The sequence below is a fragment of the Roseovarius sp. Pro17 genome, from assembly GCF_035599575.1.
Taxonomy (GTDB): Bacteria; Pseudomonadota; Alphaproteobacteria; order Rhodobacterales; family Rhodobacteraceae; genus Roseovarius.
Window position 1 is genome coordinate 2284038 of the sequence record NZ_CP141179.1, and the last position, 21971, is coordinate 2306008.

Annotated in this window: 21 protein-coding genes and 1 tRNA gene; 6 read left to right on the forward strand and 16 right to left on the reverse strand. The window is 62.2% G+C overall.

The window, feature by feature from the left end; all coding sequences use genetic code 11:
- Positions 1–65: 65 nt before the first annotated feature.
- The 6 genes from U3654_RS11085 to proS all read right to left on the reverse strand — a co-directional run bounded on the left by U3654_RS11085 (position 66) and on the right by proS (position 5476).
- Positions 66–473, reverse strand: a complete 408-nt coding sequence (locus U3654_RS11085) for a DUF4864 domain-containing protein (protein ID WP_324751610.1) — start codon at positions 471–473, stop codon at positions 66–68.
- Positions 474–546: 73 nt separating this feature from the next.
- The gene (locus tag U3654_RS11090; protein ID WP_324751611.1) at positions 547–1542 is read right to left on the reverse strand and encodes an Ldh family oxidoreductase; all 996 of its coding nucleotides are present in this window, start codon (positions 1540–1542) and stop codon (positions 547–549) included.
- A 55-nt stretch (positions 1543–1597) separates the two neighbouring features.
- Complete coding sequence (locus U3654_RS11095; RefSeq protein ID WP_324751612.1) at positions 1598–2281, reverse strand: ABC transporter ATP-binding protein; 684 nt, start codon at positions 2279–2281, stop codon at positions 1598–1600.
- Complete coding sequence (locus U3654_RS11100) at positions 2274–3524, reverse strand: lipoprotein-releasing ABC transporter permease subunit (protein WP_324755272.1); 1251 nt, start codon at positions 3522–3524, stop codon at positions 2274–2276. Before U3654_RS11100 ends, U3654_RS11095 begins: the two co-directional genes overlap by 8 nt.
- Positions 3525–3616: 92 nt before the next feature.
- Complete coding sequence (locus U3654_RS11105) at positions 3617–4120, reverse strand: DUF2937 family protein (protein WP_324751613.1); 504 nt, start codon at positions 4118–4120, stop codon at positions 3617–3619.
- A complete protein-coding gene (proS, locus tag U3654_RS11110; RefSeq protein ID WP_324751614.1) occupies positions 4121–5476 on the reverse strand; it encodes a proline--tRNA ligase in 1356 nt (451 codons plus the stop codon).
- Between the two features lie 174 nt (positions 5477–5650).
- Here proS and U3654_RS11115 point away from each other — a divergent pair, with 174 nt between their 5' ends.
- The 4 genes from U3654_RS11115 to U3654_RS11130 all read left to right on the forward strand — a co-directional run bounded on the left by U3654_RS11115 (position 5651) and on the right by U3654_RS11130 (position 11287).
- Positions 5651–6718: an AI-2E family transporter gene (locus tag U3654_RS11115; RefSeq protein ID WP_324751615.1), complete on the forward strand. Its 1068-nt coding sequence runs from the start codon at positions 5651–5653 to the stop codon at positions 6716–6718.
- On the forward strand, positions 6718–7410 hold the full coding sequence (locus tag U3654_RS11120; RefSeq protein ID WP_324751616.1) for a chromosomal replication initiator DnaA: 693 nt from the start codon (positions 6718–6720) through the stop codon (positions 7408–7410). Before U3654_RS11115 ends, U3654_RS11120 begins: the two co-directional genes overlap by 1 nt.
- A 61-nt stretch (positions 7411–7471) precedes the next feature.
- Positions 7472–9646 (forward strand): RNA degradosome polyphosphate kinase, encoded by a 2175-nt coding sequence (locus U3654_RS11125; RefSeq protein ID WP_324751617.1) that lies wholly within the window; start codon positions 7472–7474, stop codon positions 9644–9646.
- Positions 9647–9721: 75 nt separating this feature from the next.
- The gene (locus U3654_RS11130; RefSeq protein ID WP_324751618.1) at positions 9722–11287 is read left to right on the forward strand and encodes a Ppx/GppA family phosphatase; all 1566 of its coding nucleotides are present in this window, start codon (positions 9722–9724) and stop codon (positions 11285–11287) included.
- Here the strand turns inward: U3654_RS11130 and U3654_RS11135 are convergent.
- Genes U3654_RS11135 through U3654_RS11155 form a run of 5 tightly spaced genes read right to left on the reverse strand, consistent with a single transcriptional unit; the run spans position 11284 to position 14561 of the window.
- On the reverse strand, positions 11284–11679 hold the full coding sequence (locus U3654_RS11135) for a hypothetical protein (RefSeq protein ID WP_324751619.1): 396 nt from the start codon (positions 11677–11679) through the stop codon (positions 11284–11286). The genes U3654_RS11130 and U3654_RS11135 overlap by 4 nt on opposite strands.
- Positions 11680–11710: 31 nt before the next feature.
- Positions 11711–12742 carry an endonuclease/exonuclease/phosphatase family protein gene (locus U3654_RS11140; protein ID WP_324751620.1) on the reverse strand — a complete coding sequence of 344 codons (1032 nt, stop codon included), beginning with the start codon at positions 12740–12742 and terminating at the stop codon, positions 11711–11713.
- Positions 12739–13422: a molecular chaperone DjiA gene (locus U3654_RS11145; protein ID WP_324751621.1), complete on the reverse strand. Its 684-nt coding sequence runs from the start codon at positions 13420–13422 to the stop codon at positions 12739–12741. Before U3654_RS11145 ends, U3654_RS11140 begins: the two co-directional genes overlap by 4 nt.
- Positions 13423–13461: 39 nt before the next feature.
- Positions 13462–13953, reverse strand: coding sequence for a GNAT family N-acetyltransferase (locus U3654_RS11150; protein ID WP_324751622.1), 492 nt, complete (start codon positions 13951–13953; stop codon positions 13462–13464).
- Positions 13950–14561 (reverse strand): VOC family protein, encoded by a 612-nt coding sequence (locus tag U3654_RS11155; RefSeq protein ID WP_324751623.1) that lies wholly within the window; start codon positions 14559–14561, stop codon positions 13950–13952. Before U3654_RS11155 ends, U3654_RS11150 begins: the two co-directional genes overlap by 4 nt.
- Positions 14562–14725: 164 nt before the next feature.
- Here U3654_RS11155 and U3654_RS11160 point away from each other — a divergent pair.
- Positions 14726–14801, forward strand: a tRNA-Met gene (locus tag U3654_RS11160).
- Positions 14802–15137: 336 nt separating this feature from the next.
- Here the strand turns inward: U3654_RS11160 and scpA are convergent.
- Together scpA and U3654_RS11170 are read right to left on the reverse strand one after the other, a co-directional pair.
- Positions 15138–17273 carry a methylmalonyl-CoA mutase gene (gene scpA, locus U3654_RS11165; RefSeq protein ID WP_324751624.1) on the reverse strand — a complete coding sequence of 712 codons (2136 nt, stop codon included), beginning with the start codon at positions 17271–17273 and terminating at the stop codon, positions 15138–15140.
- Positions 17227–18180 carry a hypothetical protein gene (locus tag U3654_RS11170; protein WP_324751625.1) on the reverse strand — a complete coding sequence of 318 codons (954 nt, stop codon included), beginning with the start codon at positions 18178–18180 and terminating at the stop codon, positions 17227–17229. The genes scpA and U3654_RS11170 overlap by 47 nt, the downstream gene beginning before the upstream one ends.
- 176 nt (positions 18181–18356) lie before the next feature.
- Here U3654_RS11170 and U3654_RS11175 point away from each other — a divergent pair, with 176 nt between their 5' ends.
- A complete protein-coding gene (locus U3654_RS11175; RefSeq protein WP_324751626.1) occupies positions 18357–18818 on the forward strand; it encodes a DUF4174 domain-containing protein in 462 nt (153 codons plus the stop codon).
- A gap of 16 nt (positions 18819–18834) precedes the next feature.
- Here the strand turns inward: U3654_RS11175 and U3654_RS11180 are convergent, their stop codons facing one another.
- From U3654_RS11180 to U3654_RS11190, 3 genes are all read right to left on the reverse strand, one after another.
- Complete coding sequence (locus tag U3654_RS11180; protein WP_324751627.1) at positions 18835–19356, reverse strand: hypothetical protein; 522 nt, start codon at positions 19354–19356, stop codon at positions 18835–18837.
- Between the two features lie 6 nt (positions 19357–19362).
- Positions 19363–21363, reverse strand: coding sequence for an acetyl/propionyl/methylcrotonyl-CoA carboxylase subunit alpha (locus U3654_RS11185; RefSeq protein ID WP_324751628.1), 2001 nt, complete (start codon positions 21361–21363; stop codon positions 19363–19365).
- Between the two features lie 103 nt (positions 21364–21466).
- Positions 21467–21688: a hypothetical protein gene (locus U3654_RS11190; protein ID WP_324751629.1), complete on the reverse strand. Its 222-nt coding sequence runs from the start codon at positions 21686–21688 to the stop codon at positions 21467–21469.
- Between the last annotated feature and the right edge of the window lie 283 nt (positions 21689–21971).

Consider the following 21971-nt stretch of genomic DNA (forward strand, 5'->3'; position numbering starts at 1 on the left):
TGGTCGAGGGAAATATAGCCGCAAGGTTAACGGCTCTTGGCAGCACCGTGACGGTGGTCGCGTCTTCAGGCGCTACCGGCGCTGGCACGGCGAATGTTCACGCCGTTGATCTTCCAGCCGCCCGCGCCCTCCTGCATCTGATATTCGAGGATGTGCAGCGCGCCCTTGTCGTCGCGCACCATAACGTCCTGAAACAGAAGGCCGCCGCGTTCCTCCAGCGCGAGGTAGCGCAGTTCATCGGGTCGCCAGACCATCGGATAGCCACCTTTGACCATCGCGCCAAAATTTTCGGCGGTGCCGAACATGCCCTGAATGGTCGGGCTGGCGTAGGTAAAGGCGGTGTCGAAATCGTCCGCCTCGAACGCCTCGATCTGCGCTTCTATAACAGCGCGGATCGGCCCCTCTTGCGCGCGCGCAGCAGGGGCAAGGCTTAGCGCGGCGGCGGCGCAAAGCGCCAAGATAAAATGTCTCATCAGAGTATCCTTCCCTCAGGGAAAGATACGTCGCCGATGGCGCAAAGCAAACTTTGCGGTAGTGCAGCGCCGCTCAGGTGGCCCCAGCCAACCCACGCAGCTGCTCCCACAGCGCATCCGGCACATCGACGCTGGTTGCCTCGCGACGCCCCTGACCCGGCATCCGCGCGCCCTCGTCAGCGGCGATGCCTTCGGCCACACGGGCCAGCCGGGCGGCAAAATGATCCGACATATCCGGATCAATCAGCAGGTAGAACTGGCCCAGATCGTGCGGCGCGCCCTCCGGCACCTTCAGCGGCGACAAGTCCTGACTGGCCAGGCTACCGGTCATACCCGCTGCCAGTATCTCGGCCATCAGGCCAAAGCCCCAACCTTTGTATCCAGCCGCACTGCCGCCAAGGCTGACCATCGATCCGGCCAGCCCCGCCGCAGGATCGGTCGTCGGGCGGCCATCCGCATCGACGGCCCAGCCCTCCGGTATGCTCTCACCCGCCGCTTTCGCCATCGTGATCTTGCCCATTGCGGTTGTGGTGGTCGATTGGTCGAACTGCATCGCAATGCCGCCCTGCCCGTCCGGCACCGAAAATGCGATAGGGTTTGTGCCGATGATGCGGCTTTTGCCACCCGGCGGCGCGACGACGGGCGTCGCGTTGGTCAGGCCCAGTCCGATCAGCCCCGCGCGCGCGATCTGGCCGGTAAAGTAGCCCAGCGACGTGCAGGTATGCGCATGGCAGACCGCCAGTGACGCAGTGCCACATTCCTTGGTCGCCGCAATCGCGTCGGGCAGCGCCCGCTCGAACGCTGCCTGAGCAAATCCAAACTTCGCATCCACCCGGACCGAACCGGGGCGGGGGCGCGTCACCTCGGGGACGACGTCCCCTTTGACCCGGCCAGTTTTCAACTGCTGGCAATAGCTCTCGAGGTAATAGAGCCCGCATATCCGGTTGCCCGTCGCCTCTGCCTCGCGGATGGCATCTGCGACACTGGCCGCAATCCAGTCCTCAGCGCCATGACGGATTAATGCGGCCTTGGACAGGGCTTCGATTTCTGATGTTTCGATCATGGGCATGGGTGCGGCTCCTCGTTGCGTGTCGTCTTTTGCAGCCGGTCACTGCGCGCGTCAATCACTCTGCGACAAGCCGCCCGTGATCCAGACGCACCACCCGGTCCATCCGTGCGGCCAGCTCCAGATTATGGGTCGCGATCAGCGCCGACAGCCCCGTCTCGCGTACCAGCCCCATCAGCGTGGCAAAGACCTGATCAGAGGTCGCAGGGTCCAGATTGCCCGTCGGCTCATCCGCCAGCAAAAGGCGCGGCTGGTTCGCCAAGGCCCGGCAGAAAGCGACACGCTGCTGCTCGCCCCCCGACATGGTCGATGGACGGTGCCCCGCGCGTGGCCCGACGCCGACATGATCCAAGAGTTCCTGCGCGCGCGCCTCAGCAGCGCTGCGGCGCACTCCTTCGGCCAACTGCGGCAGCGCGACGTTTTCCAGCGCCGTGAATTCTGGAAGCAAGTGGTGGAATTGATAGACAAATCCAATGTCGCGTCGCCGCGCAATAGTGCGCCGTCGGTCACCAAGGCCGGTCATCACCTCACCGCCAATCGCCACCTCGCCCGCATCCGCAGTGTCCAACAGGCCCGCAATGTGCAGCAGCGTGGATTTGCCCGCGCCAGAGGGCGCGACCAGCGCCACGATCTCGCCGCGCGCAATGTCCAGATCCGCGCCGCGCAGAACGACGATCTCGGCCTCCTTGCCGCGATTATATATCTTCTCGATGCCCCTGAGGCGCAGCACGGGATCACTCATAGCGCAGCGCCTCCACCGGGTTCATGCGCGCGGCGCGGCGCGCAGGAAAAATCGTCACGATAAACGACAGCGTCAGCGACAGTGCGACTGCCGACATGACATCGCCGAATTGCAGCTTGGCAGGTAGATAATAGATGCCGCGCACCGACGGATCCCAGATTTCACCCCCCATTGCCCAGTTCACAAAGGCAAAGAGCGGGTCAATATAGATGGCAAAGAGGCAGCCCAGGATCACGCCCATCGCCGTGCCGATGATGCCCGTGAACGCCCCGCAGATAAAAAATACTCGCAGGACCGAACCTTCGGTCAGGCCCATTGTGCGCAGAATGCCGATATCGCGACCCTTGTTCTTGACCAGCATGATCAGACCACTGGTGATGTTCATGGCCGCAATCAACACGAGGATCGACAGGATGATGAACATCACGTTGTCCTCGACCTCCAGCGCGCGCAAAAATCCTCCGCTCTGGTCCTTCCACGTCCACAGCAGCGCGCCGTCCCCAGCCGCCTCCATCAGCGGCATCACCAGATTGTCCAGATGCTCAGGGTCGGTCACCATGACCTCCAGCTCGTCCGCCTTGCCCTCGCGGTTAAAGAAGCTCTGAGCCTCGCCAAACGGCATGTAAACTCGTGTTCGATCAATGTCATAGCGCCCGGCGCTGAATATATAGGCAACGTCATAGGCATTGACGCGCGGGGTTGTGCCGAACGCCGTCTTGACGCCGCCGGGCGAGATGATCTTGACCTTGTCGCCGATGCCCACGCCCAATTCGCGCGCCACGCCCGAGCCAATGGCAATCCCCTCGCCAAAGCGCTCGATATCACCCTGCCCCGTGCTGGGATCGGCGATGCGCGGGATGCCCTTGAGATCGTCCAGCGTGATGCCGAACACCTCGACGCCCGCGTTGCGATCACGCGCGTTGGCCATGACCTGTCCCTTGATCAGCGGGGCGACACGGGTCACGCCCGGCACCTCGCGAACGCGGCTTGCCATCGCCTCGTAGTCAGTGATCATGCGGTCGATCCGGCCCGACAGCGCGTCGACCTCGCCCGCGTTATAGACGGTCACATGCGCGTTTGAGCCAAGGATGGTATCTACGAACTCTGCCCGGAATCCGGACCTGACTGCCAGCGTCGCGATCAGCGCCAGCACCGCCAGCGTAATGCCGATCAGCGAAATCCATGTCATGACACTGACGCCGCCCTCGGCGCGTTTTGCGCGCAGATAGCGCCACGCTATCATCCACTCGAAGGGGGCGAAGGGGGCGGATTTGCCTGCCACTGAGAAACCTCTTGATCTAGTCGCGCGCAACTTGCGCCGGGGGCTAAGCGGCGTCAAGCAGCGCGGGCGCGCCTGCGCCGAAACGGCGCGCGCAGCAGTGCCAGTGCGCCCCCGATCACGGCCAAGCCCGCCAAAAATCCCGCCCCGGCAAATATCCCGCCCGCCATGGTCAGCGGCACGGCAGGCTTAAACTCCTCCCAAGCCGCCTCGGCGATCTCGGCGTCGGCAAAGCTGCGCATCCGGTAGGCGCGTGTAAACGGCCCCGCGTCGCGCAGCGTGGCAAGGTCGGCCGACAACCGCTGATAGCGCACGATCACGTCTGCCATGCTCTCGGCCCGCTGTGCGCCTATCGCGCTGCCCTGTCCCAGATCGGCCAGCGCAGCCGCGCGCGTCAATCCGACCTCGGCGGCGTCCGCGTCGAACTCAGCCACAAAACGGCCCAGCTCATCGACCGCACCACCCAGCCGTTGCACATATTGCTGTGAGAATTCCGGGAACTGCGAAAACCCCGCAGCCCCCGCAAGGCCGCCCGCCAATGCAAGGGCACGGGCCAGCATTTAGCCGACCAGCGCGCCGCGATGGGGCGCATAGATCTGCGCGAGGCGCTTGATCGCGTCCTCGGGCGGCATCTCTTCACTCTCGCCCGTGCGACGGCTGGTCAACTCGACCACGCCGTTTTTCAGGCCACGTGGCCCGACAGTGATCCGCCACGGCAAACCGATCAGGTCCATTGTCGCAAACTTGCCACCCGCCCGCTCGTCCCGGTCATCATAAAGCGGCTCAAGGCCCAGTGCGGTGATCCCGGCATAGAGTGCCTCGCAGGCCGCGTCCGCCTCGGCGTCGCCCTGCTTGAGGTTGACGATCCCTGCATGGAAAGGTGTCACACCTTCGGGCCAGATGATGCCCTTGTCATCATGGCTTGCCTCAATGATCGCGCCCACCAGACGGCTGACACCGATGCCGTGGCTGCCCATATGGACCGGCACGCTCTTGCCATCCGGGCCCTGCACGTTGGCCCCCATCGCCTCGGAATACTTGGTGCCAAAGTAGAATATTTGGCCCACCTCGATCCCGCGCGCCGTGCGCCGCCGCTCTTCTGGAACCTCGTTGAACAGCCCCTCATCATGCGTCTCGTCCGTGCGAGCATAGCGGCTTGTAAACTCGTCCAGAACCGCGCGGCAAGCATCATGCGAATCGTAATCGACATCGCGATCACCAAATTTCAGATCGGTGATCTCGGAATCATAGAACACCTCACTCTCGCCCGTGTCGGCAAGAACCAGAAATTCATGCGTGTCGTCACCACCGATAGGGCCGGAATCAGCGCGCATCGGGATCGCCTGCAATCCCATCCGCTCATAGGTGCGCAGGTAGCTGACCAGATGGCGATTGTAGGAATGCAGCGCATCCTCGCGGTTCAGATCAAAGTTATAGCCGTCCTTCATCAGGAATTCGCGCCCCCGCATGACGCCAAAGCGCGGGCGCATCTCGTCGCGGAATTTCCACTGGATCTGATACATCGTCAGTGGCAGATCTTTGTAACTGCTCACATGCGCGCGGAAAATATCGGTGATCAGTTCCTCCGCAGTCGGGGTAAACAGCATGTCGCGATCCTGCCGGTCCTTGATGCGCAGCATCTCGCCACCGTAAGCATCGTAACGCCCGCTTTCGCGCCAAAGGTCGGCGGGCTGAATGACCGGCATCAGCATCGGGATGTGGCCCGCGCGCATCTGTTCCTCGTGGACGATATTTTCCAGCTTGCGCAGCACCTTGAACCCCATGGGCAGCCACGAGTAAATCCCTGCGCCCGCCTGTTTGATCATGCCCGCGCGCAGCATCAGGCGGTGAGAGACGATCTGCGCCTCCGACGGGGTCTCTTTCAAAACGGGTAGAAAATAGCGGGACAGGCGCATGGCGATCCTCATCGGTCAAAGACATTTGCCCCCGTTTATGGCCTCGCAAGCCATCGAGCAAGCGAGGCTTCGCCCAAACAGCGCGGTTTCGGCGCAATCGCGCACTTGAAAGCGCGCGCCGCTTGGGCGAAACGTGTGGCAGACCCGACGCAAGCCTGATCCTGAAAGGACGCCATGTCCCTGCCAGTCGCGACGCAAATGAAATATTGGGGGATCGCTACGGTGGTCTTTCTTGGCGTGCTCTGGGTGTTGGGCGATGTGATCATGCCATTCCTCGTCGGAGCGGCCATCGCCTATTTCCTCGATCCCTTGGCCGACCGGCTCGAGACGCTGGGGCTTAGCCGGGTGTTGTCCGTCGTTGCCATCACCATCCTTGCTGCGCTGATCTTCGTCATTTCGGCCGTCCTGATCGTGCCGACATTGACTAATCAGGCCACCGACCTGATCGAGACCGCACCCGATCTGGCGCGCAGGCTGCAGGATTTCGTGAACGAGCGGTTTCCCGACATGCTCAACGCCGAGAGCGCGTTACGCAAATCGCTGACCGGCATCGGCGAGACGATCAAGGAACGCGGCGGTCAGTTGCTGGAGACAATCCTCGGGTCGGTGTCGTCGCTGATCAATATCGCCATCCTCTTTGTCATCGTGCCGGTCGTCGCCTTCTACCTGCTGCTTGACTGGGATCGCATGATTGCCAAAATTGACGACTTGCTGCCGCGCGAACACGCGCCGGTCATCCGTTATCTTGCCAGCGAAATAGACAAGACGATGGCAGGCTTCATTCGCGGCATGGGCACCGTCTGCCTTATCCTCGGCACATATTATGCGCTGGCGCTGATGTTGGTCGGGCTGCAATTCGGGCTGGTGGTGGGGGCGATCGCTGGGTTCGTGACGTTCATTCCCTATGTCGGCGCGCTGGTCGGCGGCGCGCTGGCGATCGGCCTCGCGCTGTTCCAATTCTGGGGTGACTGGGTGTCAATTGGGCTGGTCGGGGGCATTTTCGTACTGGGACAAGTGGCCGAAGGCAACTTCCTGACGCCCAAGCTGGTTGGCAATTCGGTCGGGTTGCACCCTGTCTGGCTGATCTTTGCGCTATCGGTCTTTGGCGCGCTCTTTGGCTTTGTCGGGATGCTGGTGGCGGTGCCGGTCGCGGCGGCCATTGGCGTGCTGGCGCGCTTTGCCACCGGGCGCTACAAGGACAGCCAGCTCTATCGCGGAGCACACGGTCAAGACGGCCACTGATGGCCCGTCGCATCGCGCCACCCCGGCAACTCAGCCTTGATCTGGTCACCAAGCCCGCGCAGGGGCGTGACGATTTCTACGTGTCCTCGGCCAACGCCGTCGCCGTCGCCCTGATCGACGGCTGGCAGGACTGGCCCGCGCGTAAATTGGTCCTCAATGGCCCACCCGGATCGGGCAAGACGCATCTGGCCCATGTCTGGCGTGACCTCAGCGGTGCGGCTATCGTGCCTGCCGCCGGGCTGGCGGGCGCAGACATCCCCGCGCTCGCCAGCAGCCATGTTGCCATAGAGGGGGCCGACACCATCGCAGGGGACCGCGCGATCGAAGAGGCGCTCTTTCACTTGCACAACCTTACGTTGGCCGAGGGTAATTCGCTGCTGCTGACAGCGCGCGCCGCGCCAAATCATTGGCCGCTGGTCCTGCCCGACCTCGCCAGCCGGATGGAGGCCACGCCGACCTGCACCCTCAAGGAACCGGACGACGAATTGCTGGCCGCCGTCCTTATGAAGCAGATGGGCGACCGTCAGATCCTGCCGACCCCCGGCACCATCCCCTATCTTGTGCGCCGGATGCCGCGCGCGTTCGGCGATGCGGGCCGCGTTGTCGCCGCGCTGGACAAGCTCGCGCTTGAGCGCCGCCGCCCGGTCACCCGCGCGCTCGCCTCCGAGGCGCTGGACAACCTGGGTCTGTGACGCCACAGTTGGGCCGCGCACCCCGCCATACCCAGTCACATCAGGCCTTTACCCAATTCCCATGAATCATGCCGATTTCCTCGCATCCCCGTTCCCTCCGGCCCGCGATCTGCCCGATCTGGACCTTACCGGGACGGGCCGGTTCTATAACCGCGAGCTGAGCTGGCTGGGCTTCAACTGGCGCGTGCTGGAAGAGGCGCAGAACCCCCGCGTGCCTCTGCTTGAGCGGCTGCGGTTCCTGTCGATCTCGGCCACCAACCTCGATGAGTTCTACAACGTGCGCGTCGCCGGTCTGCGCGAACTGGCCCGCGCGGGCAATACTACCCCCGCCGCCGACGGGCTGACCCCGGCTGAACAACTGGTGCTGATAAACGAGAACGCCCGCAAACTTTTGGGCGCGCAGCAGCGAACCTATCAGCAATTGCGCGATGAGTTGGAGGTGCAAAACATCACCATCATGTCGGGCGAGGACCTGAACGAGGCCGACCGCGACTATCTGGGCGATATGTTTCTCAGCAAGGTGTTCCCGGTCCTGTCGCCCCTCGCGATCGACCCCGCACACCCCTTCCCCTTCATCCCGAACCTTGGATATTCGCTGGCGCTGAACCTGACCCGCATCCGCGACAAGCGCCCGTTGCAGGCCCTCTTACCCATCCCCCAGCAGATCGACCGCTTTGTCGCCCTGCCGGCCGAAGGTGGCGCACACCGTTTTCTGCCGCTGGAGGAATTGCTGATCCTGCATCTGCACAGCCTCTTTCCGGGTTATAAATACAAGGGTCATTGCGCGTTCCGCGTCCTGCGCGACAGCGATCTCGAGGTCGAAGAAGAGGCAGAAGACCTCGTGCGCGAGTTCGAAGTCGCGCTAAAGCGTCGCCGCCGCGGCGAGGTGGTGCGCATGAATATTACACGCGATGCGCCAGAAGCATTGCGCGCGCTGGTCATGCAAGAGCTACACGTGACGTCCGACGATGTGGTCGAGGTCGACGGCATGATCGGCCTCGCCAATCTAAGCGAACTGGTGCTGGAATCGCGCCCCGACCTGCTCTGGCCCAGTTTTTCGCCCCGCGTGCCGGAACGTGTGCAGGATTTCGAGGGCGACATGTTCGCCGCGATCCGCCAAAAGGACATGCTGTTGCACCACCCCTACGAGACATTCGATATGGTCGTACGCTTTCTGAAACAGGCGGCGAATGACCCCGATGTGGTGGCGATCAAGCAGACGCTCTACCGCACCTCCAACCAATCCCCCATCGTCGAGGCGCTGTGCGAGGCCGCCGAAAACGGCAAATCCGTCACCGCGCTGGTCGAACTCAAAGCCCGCTTTGACGAGGCCGCCAATATTCGCCAGTCCCGCCGACTGGAACGCGCGGGCGCGCATGTGGTCTATGGCTTTCTCGATCTGAAAACGCACGCCAAGATCAGCATCGTTGTGCGCCGCGAGGGTGATAATCTAGTCACCTACACGCACTTCGGCACCGGCAACTACCACCCGATCACGGCACGCATCTACACCGACCTGTCTTTTTTCACCTGTGACAGTGTGCTGGGGCGCGATGCGACCAAGGTGTTCAACTACCTGTCGGGCTATGCGCAACCGGAAAAGCTGGAAAACCTCGCCATATCGCCTCTGACTCTGAAACCCCGCCTGTTGGAAATGATCGCAGGCGAGATCGAGCATGCCAAAAACGGCCGCCCGGCGGAAATATGGGCCAAAATGAACGCCCTGATCGAGCCGGACATCATCGACGCGCTCTATGCCGCCAGTCAGGCGGGCGTGCGCATCAGCCTGGTCGTGCGCGGCATCTGCGGGCTGCGACCCGGCATCACGGGTCTTAGCGAAAACATACGCGTCAAATCCATTGTCGGGCGATTCCTGGAACACAGCCGCATCGTCTGTTTTGGCAATGGCCACGGCCTGCCACACAAAAAGGCGCGGGTTTTCATCAGCTCGGCCGACTGGATGGGCCGCAACCTGAACCGTCGGGTCGAAACGCTGGTCGAGATCGAAAATCCCACCGTCAAGGCGCAGATCACCTCTCAGGTCATGGCCGCCAATATGGCTGACGTCGCGCAAAGCTGGGTGATGGAGCCTAGCGGCTCCTTTATCCGCGCCGTCATCCCTGAGGGTGAGTTCGCGTTCAACTGTCACCGGTTTTTCATGGAAAACCCGTCGCTTTCGGGGCGCGGCTCGGCGGGAGCGGCGGACGTGCCGCAACTGACCCATACCGAGGATTGAGTGCCCCCGCGCGTTGACGCGGGGCGGACAAGTCGCAATAAGGCAGGCACGGTAAAAAAGGCGGCTGGTGAGAATATGAGCGCACCCGAAACCAATGGCAACGGCGCAAAACGCACGGCGGCGTTCACCCCTTTTGGACGTGCCATTTTCGACAAACCATCAGCGCGCAAGCTGCGCCGGGTCGGGGTCGTTGATGTGGGGTCGAACTCGGTCCGAATGGTCGTTTTTGATGGGGCGGCGCGCAGCCCGGCCTATTTCTTTAACGAAAAGATTATGTGCGGCCTTGGTGCGGGCATGTCAGAAACCGGGCGGCTCAACCCTGAGGGCCGCGTGCGCGCGCTGAACGCGCTTAGCCGCTTTGCGCTATTGGCCAACGCGATGGAGACCGGGCCGCTGACCTGCGTCGCCACTGCAGCCGTGCGCGACGCCGACGATGGTGTAGAATTCCACCGCGAGGTCGAAGAGAAGACCGGGCTAAAACTGTGGATCATTGACGGGCGCGAAGAGGCGCGGCTGTCGGCGCAAGGCGTGCTACTGGGCTGGCCCGGCGCTTACGGCCTTGTTTGCGACATCGGTGGCTCGTCCATGGAGTTGGCCGAGATCAAGGGCGGCACCGTGGGGCGTTGCGTCTCGTCACAGCTGGGTCCGCTGAAATTGCGCGACATGAAGGGGGGGCGCAAGGCGCGCCGCGCCTACATCACCGAAACGCTTAACGCCATGACCGGTGAGCTGGGCGAGCAGGAGGATCGCCTGTTCCTTGTCGGCGGTTCGTGGCGCGCGATTGCGCGGATCGATATGGAGCGGCGCGGATATCCCCTGCATGTGCTGCACGAATACCGGATGCGCGCCAATTCCGTGCGCGACACTCTGTCCTATATCCATAATTGCGAAGATCTGGATTCGCTGCGCCAGCGCGCGGGCGTCTCATCCGCGCGCATGGCGCTGGTACCGCAGGCCGCCGAGGTGCTGCGCGAGGTCGTGCGCTTTTTCAAGCCGCACGATATCGCCATTTCCAGCTACGGCATCCGCGAGGGGATGCTGTACGAACAAATGCCCCAACAACTGCGCGACCGCGATCCGTTGATCGAGGCCTGTCGCTTTACCGAGGCCAAGGATGCCCGCGTACCGGGCTTTGGCAAAGTGCTCTACCACTTTATCATGCCGCTGTTCAAAAACGCCAAGCCCGAACGGGTGCGCCTGATCAAGGCCGCGTGCCTATTGCATGACGTGAACTGGCGCGCGCATCCCGAATACCGCGCCGACATTTGTTTTGACACCGCGACACGCGCCAATCTAGGTGGTCTGAAACATGCCGAGCGGGTATTTCTGGGTCTTGCATTGCTGCACCGCTATTCGAATTCATCAGGACATACGCGCTTTGATCAGGTCAGCCAACTGATAGACGGCCCCCTACGCCGCGATGCCGAGATTCTCGGCAAGGCGATGCGCTTTGGCGCTATGCTATGGCTACAGCGCGACGCAAATCCGGGCGCATTGCATCACTATCCCAAAAAGAAGATCCTCGAATTGGCCTTGGCGCCCGAAGCTACACCCCTCTTTGGCGAGGTTGCGCAGGCGCGCTTCTCTTCGCTCGCCTCATCGCTGGGCGCCGAGCCAGTGGTTAAAAGCGCTGCGCGCTAAATCTCGATCTCGTCGCCTGTATCGGGGGCCAATAGATCGGGGCGCTCAGGCTGCGGCACCGGTTCCAGCGGCTCCTTGCGGCGGATGATGATATCGCCGTTGGGCAGTTTTTCGGGCGCAGCATAGACGCTCAGATCTTCGACATCCTTCAGAATATCGGCCAGAGCCGGGCCCATTTCCTCGGCGAAACTTCGTAGTTGCGGACCCAGCCGATCGGCCAGTTCGCGCATGTCCCGCATGGCCGGGCGCGCCTCTTGCAGCAACCCCTCAAAGAACATGCGCGCGCCATCCTCTATCATTGAGGCCCCATCGGAGGGCGCCTCAAGGTCCTGAGCATGAACGGGCGCGGCAAGGCTGGCCGCAATGGCGATAGGAATGAAAAACTGTCTCATACCAGACAATATAGCACAGCGCGCCCGCCTTTTAAGACCCAAGATCCATATCCAGCGTCACCGGAAAGTGATCCGAAGCCATCAGCAACGCATCCCGTAGCGCCGCATCGCCGTAGCATGCAGGGTCGTCAAACGGATGCCAAATGCGCCACGACGGCCCCATTGCCAGCAAATCCGGCGACACCATGATGTAGTCCAAGAGCGCCTGCATATATCGCCCCTCATGGTTCATATAGAACCGCGAGGTGCTGTGGAGCGCTCCGATCTTTTGCCCCAGAGCGCTGCGCGCGTGCGGATCGTATAGCTGCGCCTCCTGACCCTCACCCAGTACCACCTCCACCGACGAGCGCCCAAAAAGCCCTTCGTATTCGTCAAGGCCGGGGCCATCATTCAGATCACCCATCACGATCAGCGCCTCCTTTGCGGCAAGATGCCCCACGATTCGTGCGCGCAGCCAGACGGCCTGCGCCAATTGCTTGCGCCGGTTGGCGATGGCCATGCGCATGACATCGGCGGGCGTGGAGGCGCCGTAGGGCGCCTTGGATTTCAGATGCACGCCTATCAGGCGCAGTGTTTGGCCCAACCGCGTGGTCAGCAGCACCTCAAGCGGTGGCTTGGAAAAGCGCACCAGATCCTCAGCCGCGTCGATATCCAGATCAATGCGGAACACGCCGTCGAATCGTGGCGCGCCCGTGGACCCTTTCTTGCCAGTTTCCTCACCAATGGGATCATGCGAGGCCGTCAGCACGTCAGGGTCGTAGAGCAGCGCGATCTCTTGCTGCGTGTCGTTGGCAAAGCCCAGCAGAGCGCGGCGCGTGCGCAATCCCTTGGCCCGTGCGAATCCTTCAAGCGCCCTCACCGTACTGCGCCGCCCGTTATGGTCAGGCGCCTCGATAATCATGATCGCGTCGGCGTCGAGCGCGCGCATCACCGCTGTAATCGCCGCAGTTTGATCCTGCCGCGTGACGTCATGGCGCGACGACCATTCACCATCCTCAAACAGCCGCCCGGCGTCGTCAAAGAGGCTGTTGAACCACTCAATATTCCATGTCGCCAGCCTCATGCGCCGCGCGCAGCCTGAATTTCGTCCCAAGCGCGGTTGATATCGACCATCCTCTTTTCGGCAAGGCGCGTCGCCTCGGCGGGAACCCCGCGCGCCATCATACGGTCGGGATGCGTCTCGCGCACCATGGCGCGATACCGCTTGCGCAGCGCCGCCAGACTATCATCCGGCGACGCGCCCAGCACGAGATAGGGATCGGGCGCGACGTCGGGCACAAAGCGGCAGCGCATCCGCTGAAACTCGCGCTCAGGTAGCTCGAAAATCTCGGCCACACGCTCCAGAAACAGGTCCTCATCCGGGTGATAGTGACCGTCGGCCATGGCGATATGAAAGAGCCCCTCCATCAGATCGCTCAGCGCGCCGGTTTTTCTGCCGAACATCGTTTTTATGCGGGCCGCGTATTCCTCGAAGCCCGCCACATCCTGCCGCGCCAGATTGAAAACCCGCGCCGCGCCTGCCTCGTCCTCCGGCGCAATCTGGAACACCTCGCGAAAGGCCGACACCTCATTTCGGGTCACCTGCCCGTCCGCCTTGGCCATCTTTGCGCCCAGCGCGATGATTGCAATTGCAAAGGCCACGCGCCGTTCGGGCGGGGTGCGCAAATGCTCAAACACCCGGCTCAGACCCTCGCCTTTGGCAAGGGCCGACACGGCCTCGGTTATGCGGGTCCAGAGCGACATGGCGCGATCCTAGAGCGTTTGGTATGCGGTGTCAGCGCGTTACCGCAGTTGTTTCTGCAAAAGAACCAGATCCATCCACCGCCCGAATTTTCGACCCACTTGCGGCATATAGCCAACCTCGCAATACCCCAGCGCCAAATGAAACGCCCGTCCCGCCGCATTCTCGCCTGTCACGGCGGCGACCAACACCTGAATGCCCGCCTGCCGCGCATGATCCTCGAGCGCGCCCATCAGCGCCCGCCCCGTGCCATGCCGTTGCGCAGAGGGCGCCAGAACGACGGTGTGCTCCGCCGTGTGGGCGTAGCCGGGCCCCTTACGAAAGGCGAACCAAGTGGCGAGGCCGATTGCCACACCGCCCTCTTCGACCACCAGAAACGCTCGCCCCTCGCGCGCGCAGGCCGCAATCTCGGCTGTCAGTCCCTCTTCGGTCTTTTCCTCGGTGGTAAAGGTGATGGCTGTTTCGCGAATTTGCTGATTCCACAGCGTCATCAGCGCCGGGACGTCGCCGGGCACTGCGTCGCGCAGGATCATCCCAAGAAACGCGTCCCGCCGGGCGTATCGAACTCCGCCCTCAGCGCAACGCTTCCGGTCTCGAACACAACGCGCCGATCCGCCAGCCGCGTGCTCAGCCGCGCCTCCAGTTCCTGCGCTTCTGGATGCGTGACAATCAACCGCCGCAGCGCGATGCCACTATCGGGTAGCGAGGCCGCCGGATGCGCCGCGCAATCCCACTGGATCACCGCCGGGTGGCAATTATCGAATGGCAACTGGCCATTTTGCGGCACCGCCATGCGCCAGCGCAGATCACTGCGTGACAGTGCAACCTGAGGGCCAATACCTGGCAGTGCAGCCTGCGTTGCCTCCAGATCACTCGTTCGGCATATCCAGTTCCCGATGCGCGGTGGGCCTTCGAACCGGTCCAGATCAAACCAACGCGCATGGGGCAGCGGCGGCGCTTCGGGATCTATCGCGATGACTTCCAGATATAGACCATCCGCCAGACCCAGCAGGCAATTATGCGTGCCGAAATGAGCGTGCCGCCCCCCCGGCGCTGGCACCGCGCCCATGCTTGCACGGACCCAATCACACCCGTCCTCCAACGATCTGGCGGCGATGGCGAGATGATCAAGTTCCAGCATATTTGCGACCTTTTCCAGTGGCGTCTGACCGCTGCAAACCATAGACACGATCGCCGGCCAAGTTCAATCCCGCCCCGGCAATGTCCCGCTTGGCGCATTTGGGCATATCAAGGTCAGATTTCCGCCTTGACGGGCGCGCGCCGCTGCCTTAGCCACGCGCCCAAGGCGTGGTAGCTCAGGGGTTAGAGCAAACGACTCATAATCGTTAGGTCGGTGGTTCAAATCCACCTCACGCCACCAAAGTCACTTTGCAAAGCAAAGTGACTCCGCACTCTCTCCAAACGCGCACGTCATCCACTTTGCAACGCAAAGTGCCTCCCCACTCTCACCAATCATGCTCATAGCGGCAGGCGTTTCGCAGAAATGCCGAGAGCGGGCGGCAACAGCCATTTTGCGTCACAAAATGACGTCACCCAATTCGCCCCAAATACTTGCGGTTCCAGACGTCTTATAAGAATGCGGAAAACGATCCTAAAATCCACTGCAGCCAAAATGAGAAGCGCGGCGAACTTCCGTCCGCCGCGCGTCGAAATCACGAAAACCAATGGCGCGTGCGCCAATCCCGCGCCTAGCGGATCATGCGTCTCGTGCCTCGCGGATCATGCGCAGGATATCCTGCGCCGCATCGGGTATATTCGTGCCCGGGCCAAATATCGCCTTCACCCCGGCCTTCTTGAGAAAATCATAATCTCCCTGCGGTATCACGCCACCACAGATGACCAGGATATCGCCCGCCCCCTGTGCGCGCAGCGCTTCGACCAGCTTGGGCGCTAGTGTCTTGTGCCCCGCCGCCTGACTGCTGATGCCTACGACGTGCACGTCGTTGTCGATCGCATCCTGCGCCGCCTCTTCGGGTGTCTGGAACAGCGGGCCGACATCAACGTCGAACCCGATATCGGCGAACGCTGTCGCGATCACCTTGGCGCCGCGATCATGACCGTCCTGTCCCATCTTGACCACCAGCATCCGGGGACGGCGTCCCTCTTCCTCGGCGAAATCCTCAACCGATTTCTGGATCGCGGCAAAGCCTTCGTCGCCCTCATAGGCGGCGCCATAAACACCGGCCAAAGTCTTTACCTCGGCGCGGTGGCGGCCGAACACCTTTTCCATGCTCATTGATATCTCTCCTACAGTGGCGCGTGCGCGCGCCGCCTCAACGGCTGCTTCGAGCAGGTTGCCGCCCTCGCCTGCGCGGCGTTCCAGTTCGGCCAGCGTTGCGGTGCAAGCGTCCTCGTCGCGGCTGGCACGGATACGCTCCAGTCGGGCCACCTGGCTGTCGCGCACGGCAGAATTGTCGATGTCCAGCAGGTCGATGGGATCTTCCTTGTCGCGACGATACTTGTTCACGCCCACGATCACTTCGGTGCCGCGGTCGATCATCGCCTGCCGGGTGGCTGCCGATTCCTCAATCCTCAGCTTGGGCATGCCGCTGGCAACAGCCTTGGTCATACCGCCCATTTCCTCGACTTCCTCAATCAGCTCCCAGGCCTTTTCGGCCAGCTCGGCGGTCAGGCTTTCGACGTAGTAGCTGCCTGCCAGCGGGTCGACGACGGCGGTCACGCCCGTTTCCTCTTGCAGGATCAGTTGGGTATTTCGCGCGATGCGCGCGCTGAATTCGGTCGGCAGCGCCATCGCCTCGTCCAGCGCGTTGGTGTGCAGCGACTGCGTGCCACCCAGAACCGCGCTCATCGCCTCATAGGCAGTGCGCACAACGTTGTTGTAAGGGTCTTGCTCCTGCAAACTGACGCCCGATGTCTGGCAATGGGTGCGCAGCATTTTCGAGCGCTCGTTCTTGGCTCCGAACTCGGTCATGATGCGGTGCCACAGCAGGCGCGCGGCGCGCAGTTTGGCCGCCTCCATAAAGAAATTCATGCCGATGGCGAAGAAAAAACTAAGCCGCCCAGCGAACTTGTCGACATCCATTCCCGCTTCGATCGCCGCGCGGACATATTCGCGCCCGTCGGCCAAGGTATAGGCCAGTTCCTGCACGAGGTTCGCGCCAGCCTCCTGCATGTGGTAGCCCGAGATCGAGATCGAGTTGAATTTCGGCATCCCTTCGGAGGTGTATTCGATGATGTCCGAAATGATCTTCATGCTCGGCTGGGGCGGATAGACGTAAGTATTCCGCACCATAAATTCCTTGAGGATATCGTTCTGTATGGTGCCTGAAAGAAGCGATTTGTCGTGCCCCTGCTCCTCCCCTGCGACAATGAAACTGGCCAGAATTGGAATCACGGCGCCATTCATCGTCATGCTGACGCTGACCTGGTCCAACGGAATCTGGTCAAACAGGATCTTCATATCCTCGACCGAATCGATGGCAACGCCCGCCTTGCCAACATCGCCCTCAACCCGGGGATGGTCGCTGTCATAGCCCCGGTGGGTCGCCAGATCAAAGGCCACCGAAACGCCTTGCTGTCCCGCCGCCAGATTGCGGCGATAAAAGGCGTTCGATTCCTCGGCAGTGGAAAATCCTGCATATTGCCGGATCGTCCAGGGCCGTCCGGCATACATCGTCGCCTTGACACCGCGGGTAAAGGGGCCGGCACCGGGGATGCCGCCCAGATGATCGAGCCCCTCAGTATCTTCGGCGGTATAAAGCGGCTTTACGTCGATGCCCTCAATCGTGTGCCACGTGAGATCGTCCAGCGGGCGGCCCTTCAGTTCAGCCTCCGCCAGTTTGCGCCAATCGTCTCGTACCTTGTCGGTCATGTCCTTGCTCTCCTGTCTGGGACAGAATCGGCGGCGTTTGCCCCACCTGATCCGGCCCCGGTTTTTCCGTCAATGTCGCCAGTCCGTCCGCACCTGCGCGCAGCCAGAACAGATCGTCCAAGTAGACTTCGCGCATTGCCGCGCATTCCTCGCGGCCAAAGGGCTGCCATGCCCCCACGCCCAGCGGCAGCAGCGCCGGATCGCTGCCGCGTTCGCTGAGTGCCTGACGCAGGGCCGATAGATCGGGCGCGCGGTTCAGCCACTCGCGCGCATGAGCGCGTGGCACCTCGGTGCAGCCCAGCATTGCCGACAGCCGCTGCTCGGGAACCGACGCGAAGGCCTCGTGTGGCATCACCAGTATCTCGGCCTGCGGCAGCGCGCAGGCCAGATCTGTGACGACGTCGCGCCAACCGCGCGGACTGGACGCAATATGCGCCAGTTCTGTCCCTGTCGGCACCTGAGCGCCCCGTGCCACCGCAAAGGCGATGGACGAGGCCCACCAAGCATCCTGCGCGCGTATTGACAGCGCGACGCGCGTGACCTGACCGCCCAGCGCATTGCCATAACGCGCCATCCGCTCGCCGATACCGTGATACAGACGCATATCGCGCAGGTTGCGGCGCGGCGTACCAATCATGTTCTCGTCCGAGATAATCAGCCGTTTGATACCGGCCTCCTCGGCCTTGGCAATGGCCAGCGCGATCCGCCCGCGTGCACGCGCCGCCTGATCGGCGGCAGGCATTGGGCCGGGACGCGGGAACACACCCTCCAGCAGGCCCTTGCGCATTTGCTGCGGCCCCCAGAAGCCGATACCAGTTGCCAAGAGGCGCACACTGTTTTTGCGCATGTAGTGTTGGAAACTGGTCGAAGCGCTGCGATGCGCCCCCAGATGCAGGGTAATTTCCATTCGTCGGCCCGCCTTTCGCTACAGCGCCGCACAGTGTTAGGCGGCGTCCGGATACGTCGACTTTGGTAGAGTTCAAATCTGACAATGCCCTTAACGGCAACTTTTGCGGGTCGCGGATCACTTTCCGCATCGCAATCGGCGCCACCTCGCTTATATCATACCATATAGGAGCGCCGATGAAACCGTTACTGACCCTTGTTTTCGCTAGCCTTTTGGCCTTTCCGCTCACCGCACAAGAAGCGCCTTCCGCCCCGGCGGAACCCGCTCTGGACAGCATCATAATTGATGGGACAGACGTCGATTTAAAACAATTCCTATGGAAAAACAGGCCCATCGTCGTCTTTGCCGACAGCCCGAACGATCCTCGGTTTGTCCGCCAGATGGAGCTTTTGACGTCCCGCCTCGATGATCTGGCCGAGCGCGACGTCGTGATTCTGACCGATACCGATCCTGACAAGCGCAGCCCACTGCGTGAGCGGCTGCATCCGCGTGGCTTCATGCTGGTGCTGATCGTCAAGGACGGCACTATATACCTGCGCAAGCCGCTGCCGTACGACGTGCGCGAGATCAGCCGCACCATCGACAAGCTGCCCATGCGCCAAGACGAGGTCCGTGAGAGGCGGGCAGACGGCATCTGAGACAGGGCGCCAGGCATCATTCGGCGCCCATCGCGGCGATCAGCAAACCCGCATCCACATCCATCAGCGCCAATATACGCCGATCGCGCCCCACCAGAAGCACCGCGCGCGGGTCGACCAGCGCCGCAGCAAAGGCGCCCTCAACCTGAACATCCATGCAATCGCGCCCCTCCAGCCCGGCCATGCGCATCGCCATACCAGCACTGCGATCCGCCTCCATGAGCGCCAGTATGGCGGCATCGGGGCTGAGGCGCGTGTCGTCAATCGCCACTTCGCCCTGACCGCGCAGGATCATCGCCGCCTCACGTGCGCTGGTCGCAACGCGCATCCTGGACGCGATCCGGGCATCCCGCAGGGCAAACAGTCCCGCCGCGCAGCCGCGCTTGTTCGCAAAGGTCAGAGTATCGCCCAGTGGCACCCACTCGGCCAACGCTGCGCGCATGTCAGCCTCACTCGCGCGTTTGCACCCCGCCAGCAAAACCAGCATGGCGCAGGACAGTGCGGCAAGGCGCAGGCGGGCGGGTGCTGAGGGGCGCATGGCGGATCAATCAAACTCCATGATGATCTCATCCACAGCCAGACTATCGCCCGGCCCTGCATTGACCACGCTGACGATCCCTTGCCGCTCGGCGCGCAGGATATTCTCCATCTTCATCGCCTCAATGGTGCAAAGGGCCTGCCCCTCCTGCACCTCGTTGCCGACCTCGACGTTCATTTTGACCACGAGGCCCGGCATCGGGCACAGCAGCATTTTCGACGTATCCGGTGGCTGTTTCTCGGGCATCCGGGCCGCCAGTTCGGCCTGACGGGGCGTGCGCACATGCACCTTGAGGTCCGCACCCCGGCAGCGGATGCGAAAACCACCCGAAATCTTGCCGATCTTCAGTACCAAGGGCACACCGTCCACGTCGAGCCGCGCCAGATGATCGCCCGGTGTCCAGTCGCTAACGACCTCGACCTCGCCGCCATCTGCAAACGTCACTGTCGCAGCCCCGCGGCGCGCGGTGATGCGCACATCATGGCTTTGACCCTGAAGCGCCACGTTCCAGTCGTCACCGATCTTGCGCTCGTGATTGTCCATGCGGCCTGAAATACGTGTGCGCCTGATCTCGGCCACGCGGTGCATCGCGGCGCAGGAGGCGGCAATGCGGCGCAGGGTGGCATCGTCCAACTCGGCCCCGTCAAAACCTTCGGGATATTCCTCGGCGATGAAAGCAGTCGTGATGTCGCCTGACACAAATTTCGGATGGTCCATGACCGCGCTCAGGAATGGCAGGTTGTGCCCGATCCCCTCGACCTCGAACCCGTCGAGCGCGGCGCGCATCCCCTCAATCGCGGCCATCCGGTCCGGCCCCCATGTGCACAGCTTGGCGATCATCGGGTCGTAATACATGCTGATCTCGCCGCCCTCATAAACACCGGTATCGTTGCGCACGACAGCGCCTTCGACCTTCACCTCTTCGGGCGGGCGATAGCGGGTCAGACGCCCGATGGACGGTAGGAAATTGCGGTAGGGATCTTCGGCATAAAGGCGGCATTCCATCGCCCAGCCATTCAGTTTCACGTCCTTTTGTGCAATCTTCAGCTTTTCACCATACGCAATGCGGATCATCTGCTCGACCAGATCGACGCCGGTGATCAGCTCTGTCACCGGATGTTCGACCTGAAGACGCGTGTTCATTTCCAGAAAGTAGAAATTGCGGTCCCCATCGACGATGAATTCGACCGTGCCGGCACTGGTGTAGCCGACAGCCTGCGCCAGCGCGACGGACTGCTCGCCCATCGCCTTGCGGGTTTCCTCGTCCAGAAACGGGCTGGGCGCCTCTTCGATCACCTTCTGGTTCCGGCGCTGGATGCTGCATTCCCGCTCGCCCAGATAGATGCCGTTACCGTGGGCATCGCACAGCACCTGAATTTCGATATGTCGCGGCTGCGTCACGAATTTTTCGATAAAAATCCGATCATCGCCAAAGCTGCTGGCCGCCTCGTTTTTCGAGCTTTGAAACCCTTCGCGCGCCTCGTCGTCATTCCACGCGATCCGCATCCCCTTGCCACCGCCCCCGGCGCTGGCCTTGATCATTACCGGATAACCGACCTGGTTCGAAATCTTGACCGCATCCTCGGCATCCTCGATCAGGCCCATATTGCCGGGTACGGTCGAAACATTTGCCTCCTGAGCGATTTTTTTGGATGTAATCTTGTCGCCCATCGCTTCGATGGCCTTTTTCGGCGGTCCGATAAAGGCGACGCCTGCAGCCTCCAACGCCTCGGCAAACTTGGCGTTTTCACTTAGAAAGCCATAGCCGGGATGCACCGCCTCGGCACCGGTCTGGCGGACGGCGTCCATCACCTTGTCGATGACGATGTAACTCTCGTTGGCAGGCGGCGGGCCGATGCGCACGGCTTCGTCGGCCATGCGCACATGCAGAGCGTTGCGGTCGGCGTCGGAATAGATCGCAACCGTCTTGATGCCCATGGCGCGCGCGGTCTTGATAACGCGGCAGGCGATTTCGCCCCGGTTGGCGATCAGAATTTTCTTGAACATGGGCGTGTCCCCTTATGTGTGGGCCGAAAACGTAAAAGACCACCCGCGCCCGGTGGCACGGATGGTCTGACAAAGACATACGCTCGCCTCGCGGCGGCGGTTATTAGTTGCAGCGATCCGGGAAGGTCTGGCAATAGGCGACGTTGCCGGCGGCACCGACTGCAGCGCCCGCCAACAGGTTGCCGCCCAGCACGGCCGAGCCGGCCACGCCCGCCCCTGCACCGATGAGGCCCTGCTTACCGATCGTGTCGCCACAGGCCGAAACGGCCAACAGGGCGACGAAGGCCAATACAGCCTTGGGTTGTGTTTTGATTGCTCCGAGCATGTCCTGCTGCCTCTCTTGTTAGTCGCGCGTCGCGCGCGGGTATTAAAGGGTATATTCGCACCCGCGTCAAAGCGATCCACACCACCGTGGCGGGTCTGCGCGAGCTCTTGCCGATTCGCATAACACGTTGGCAATGCAGAAAAAAGAGGCGGCGTGCACATCGCTGCGCAACGCCGCCTATCAGGGGAAGGGTAACGGTTTGGACAAAGTGCCCCGGACCCTTGGGGAAGGCCCGCCACTACTAGCCCGACGCTGACAGCATCGACGCGGCCGGCCAAGAGGA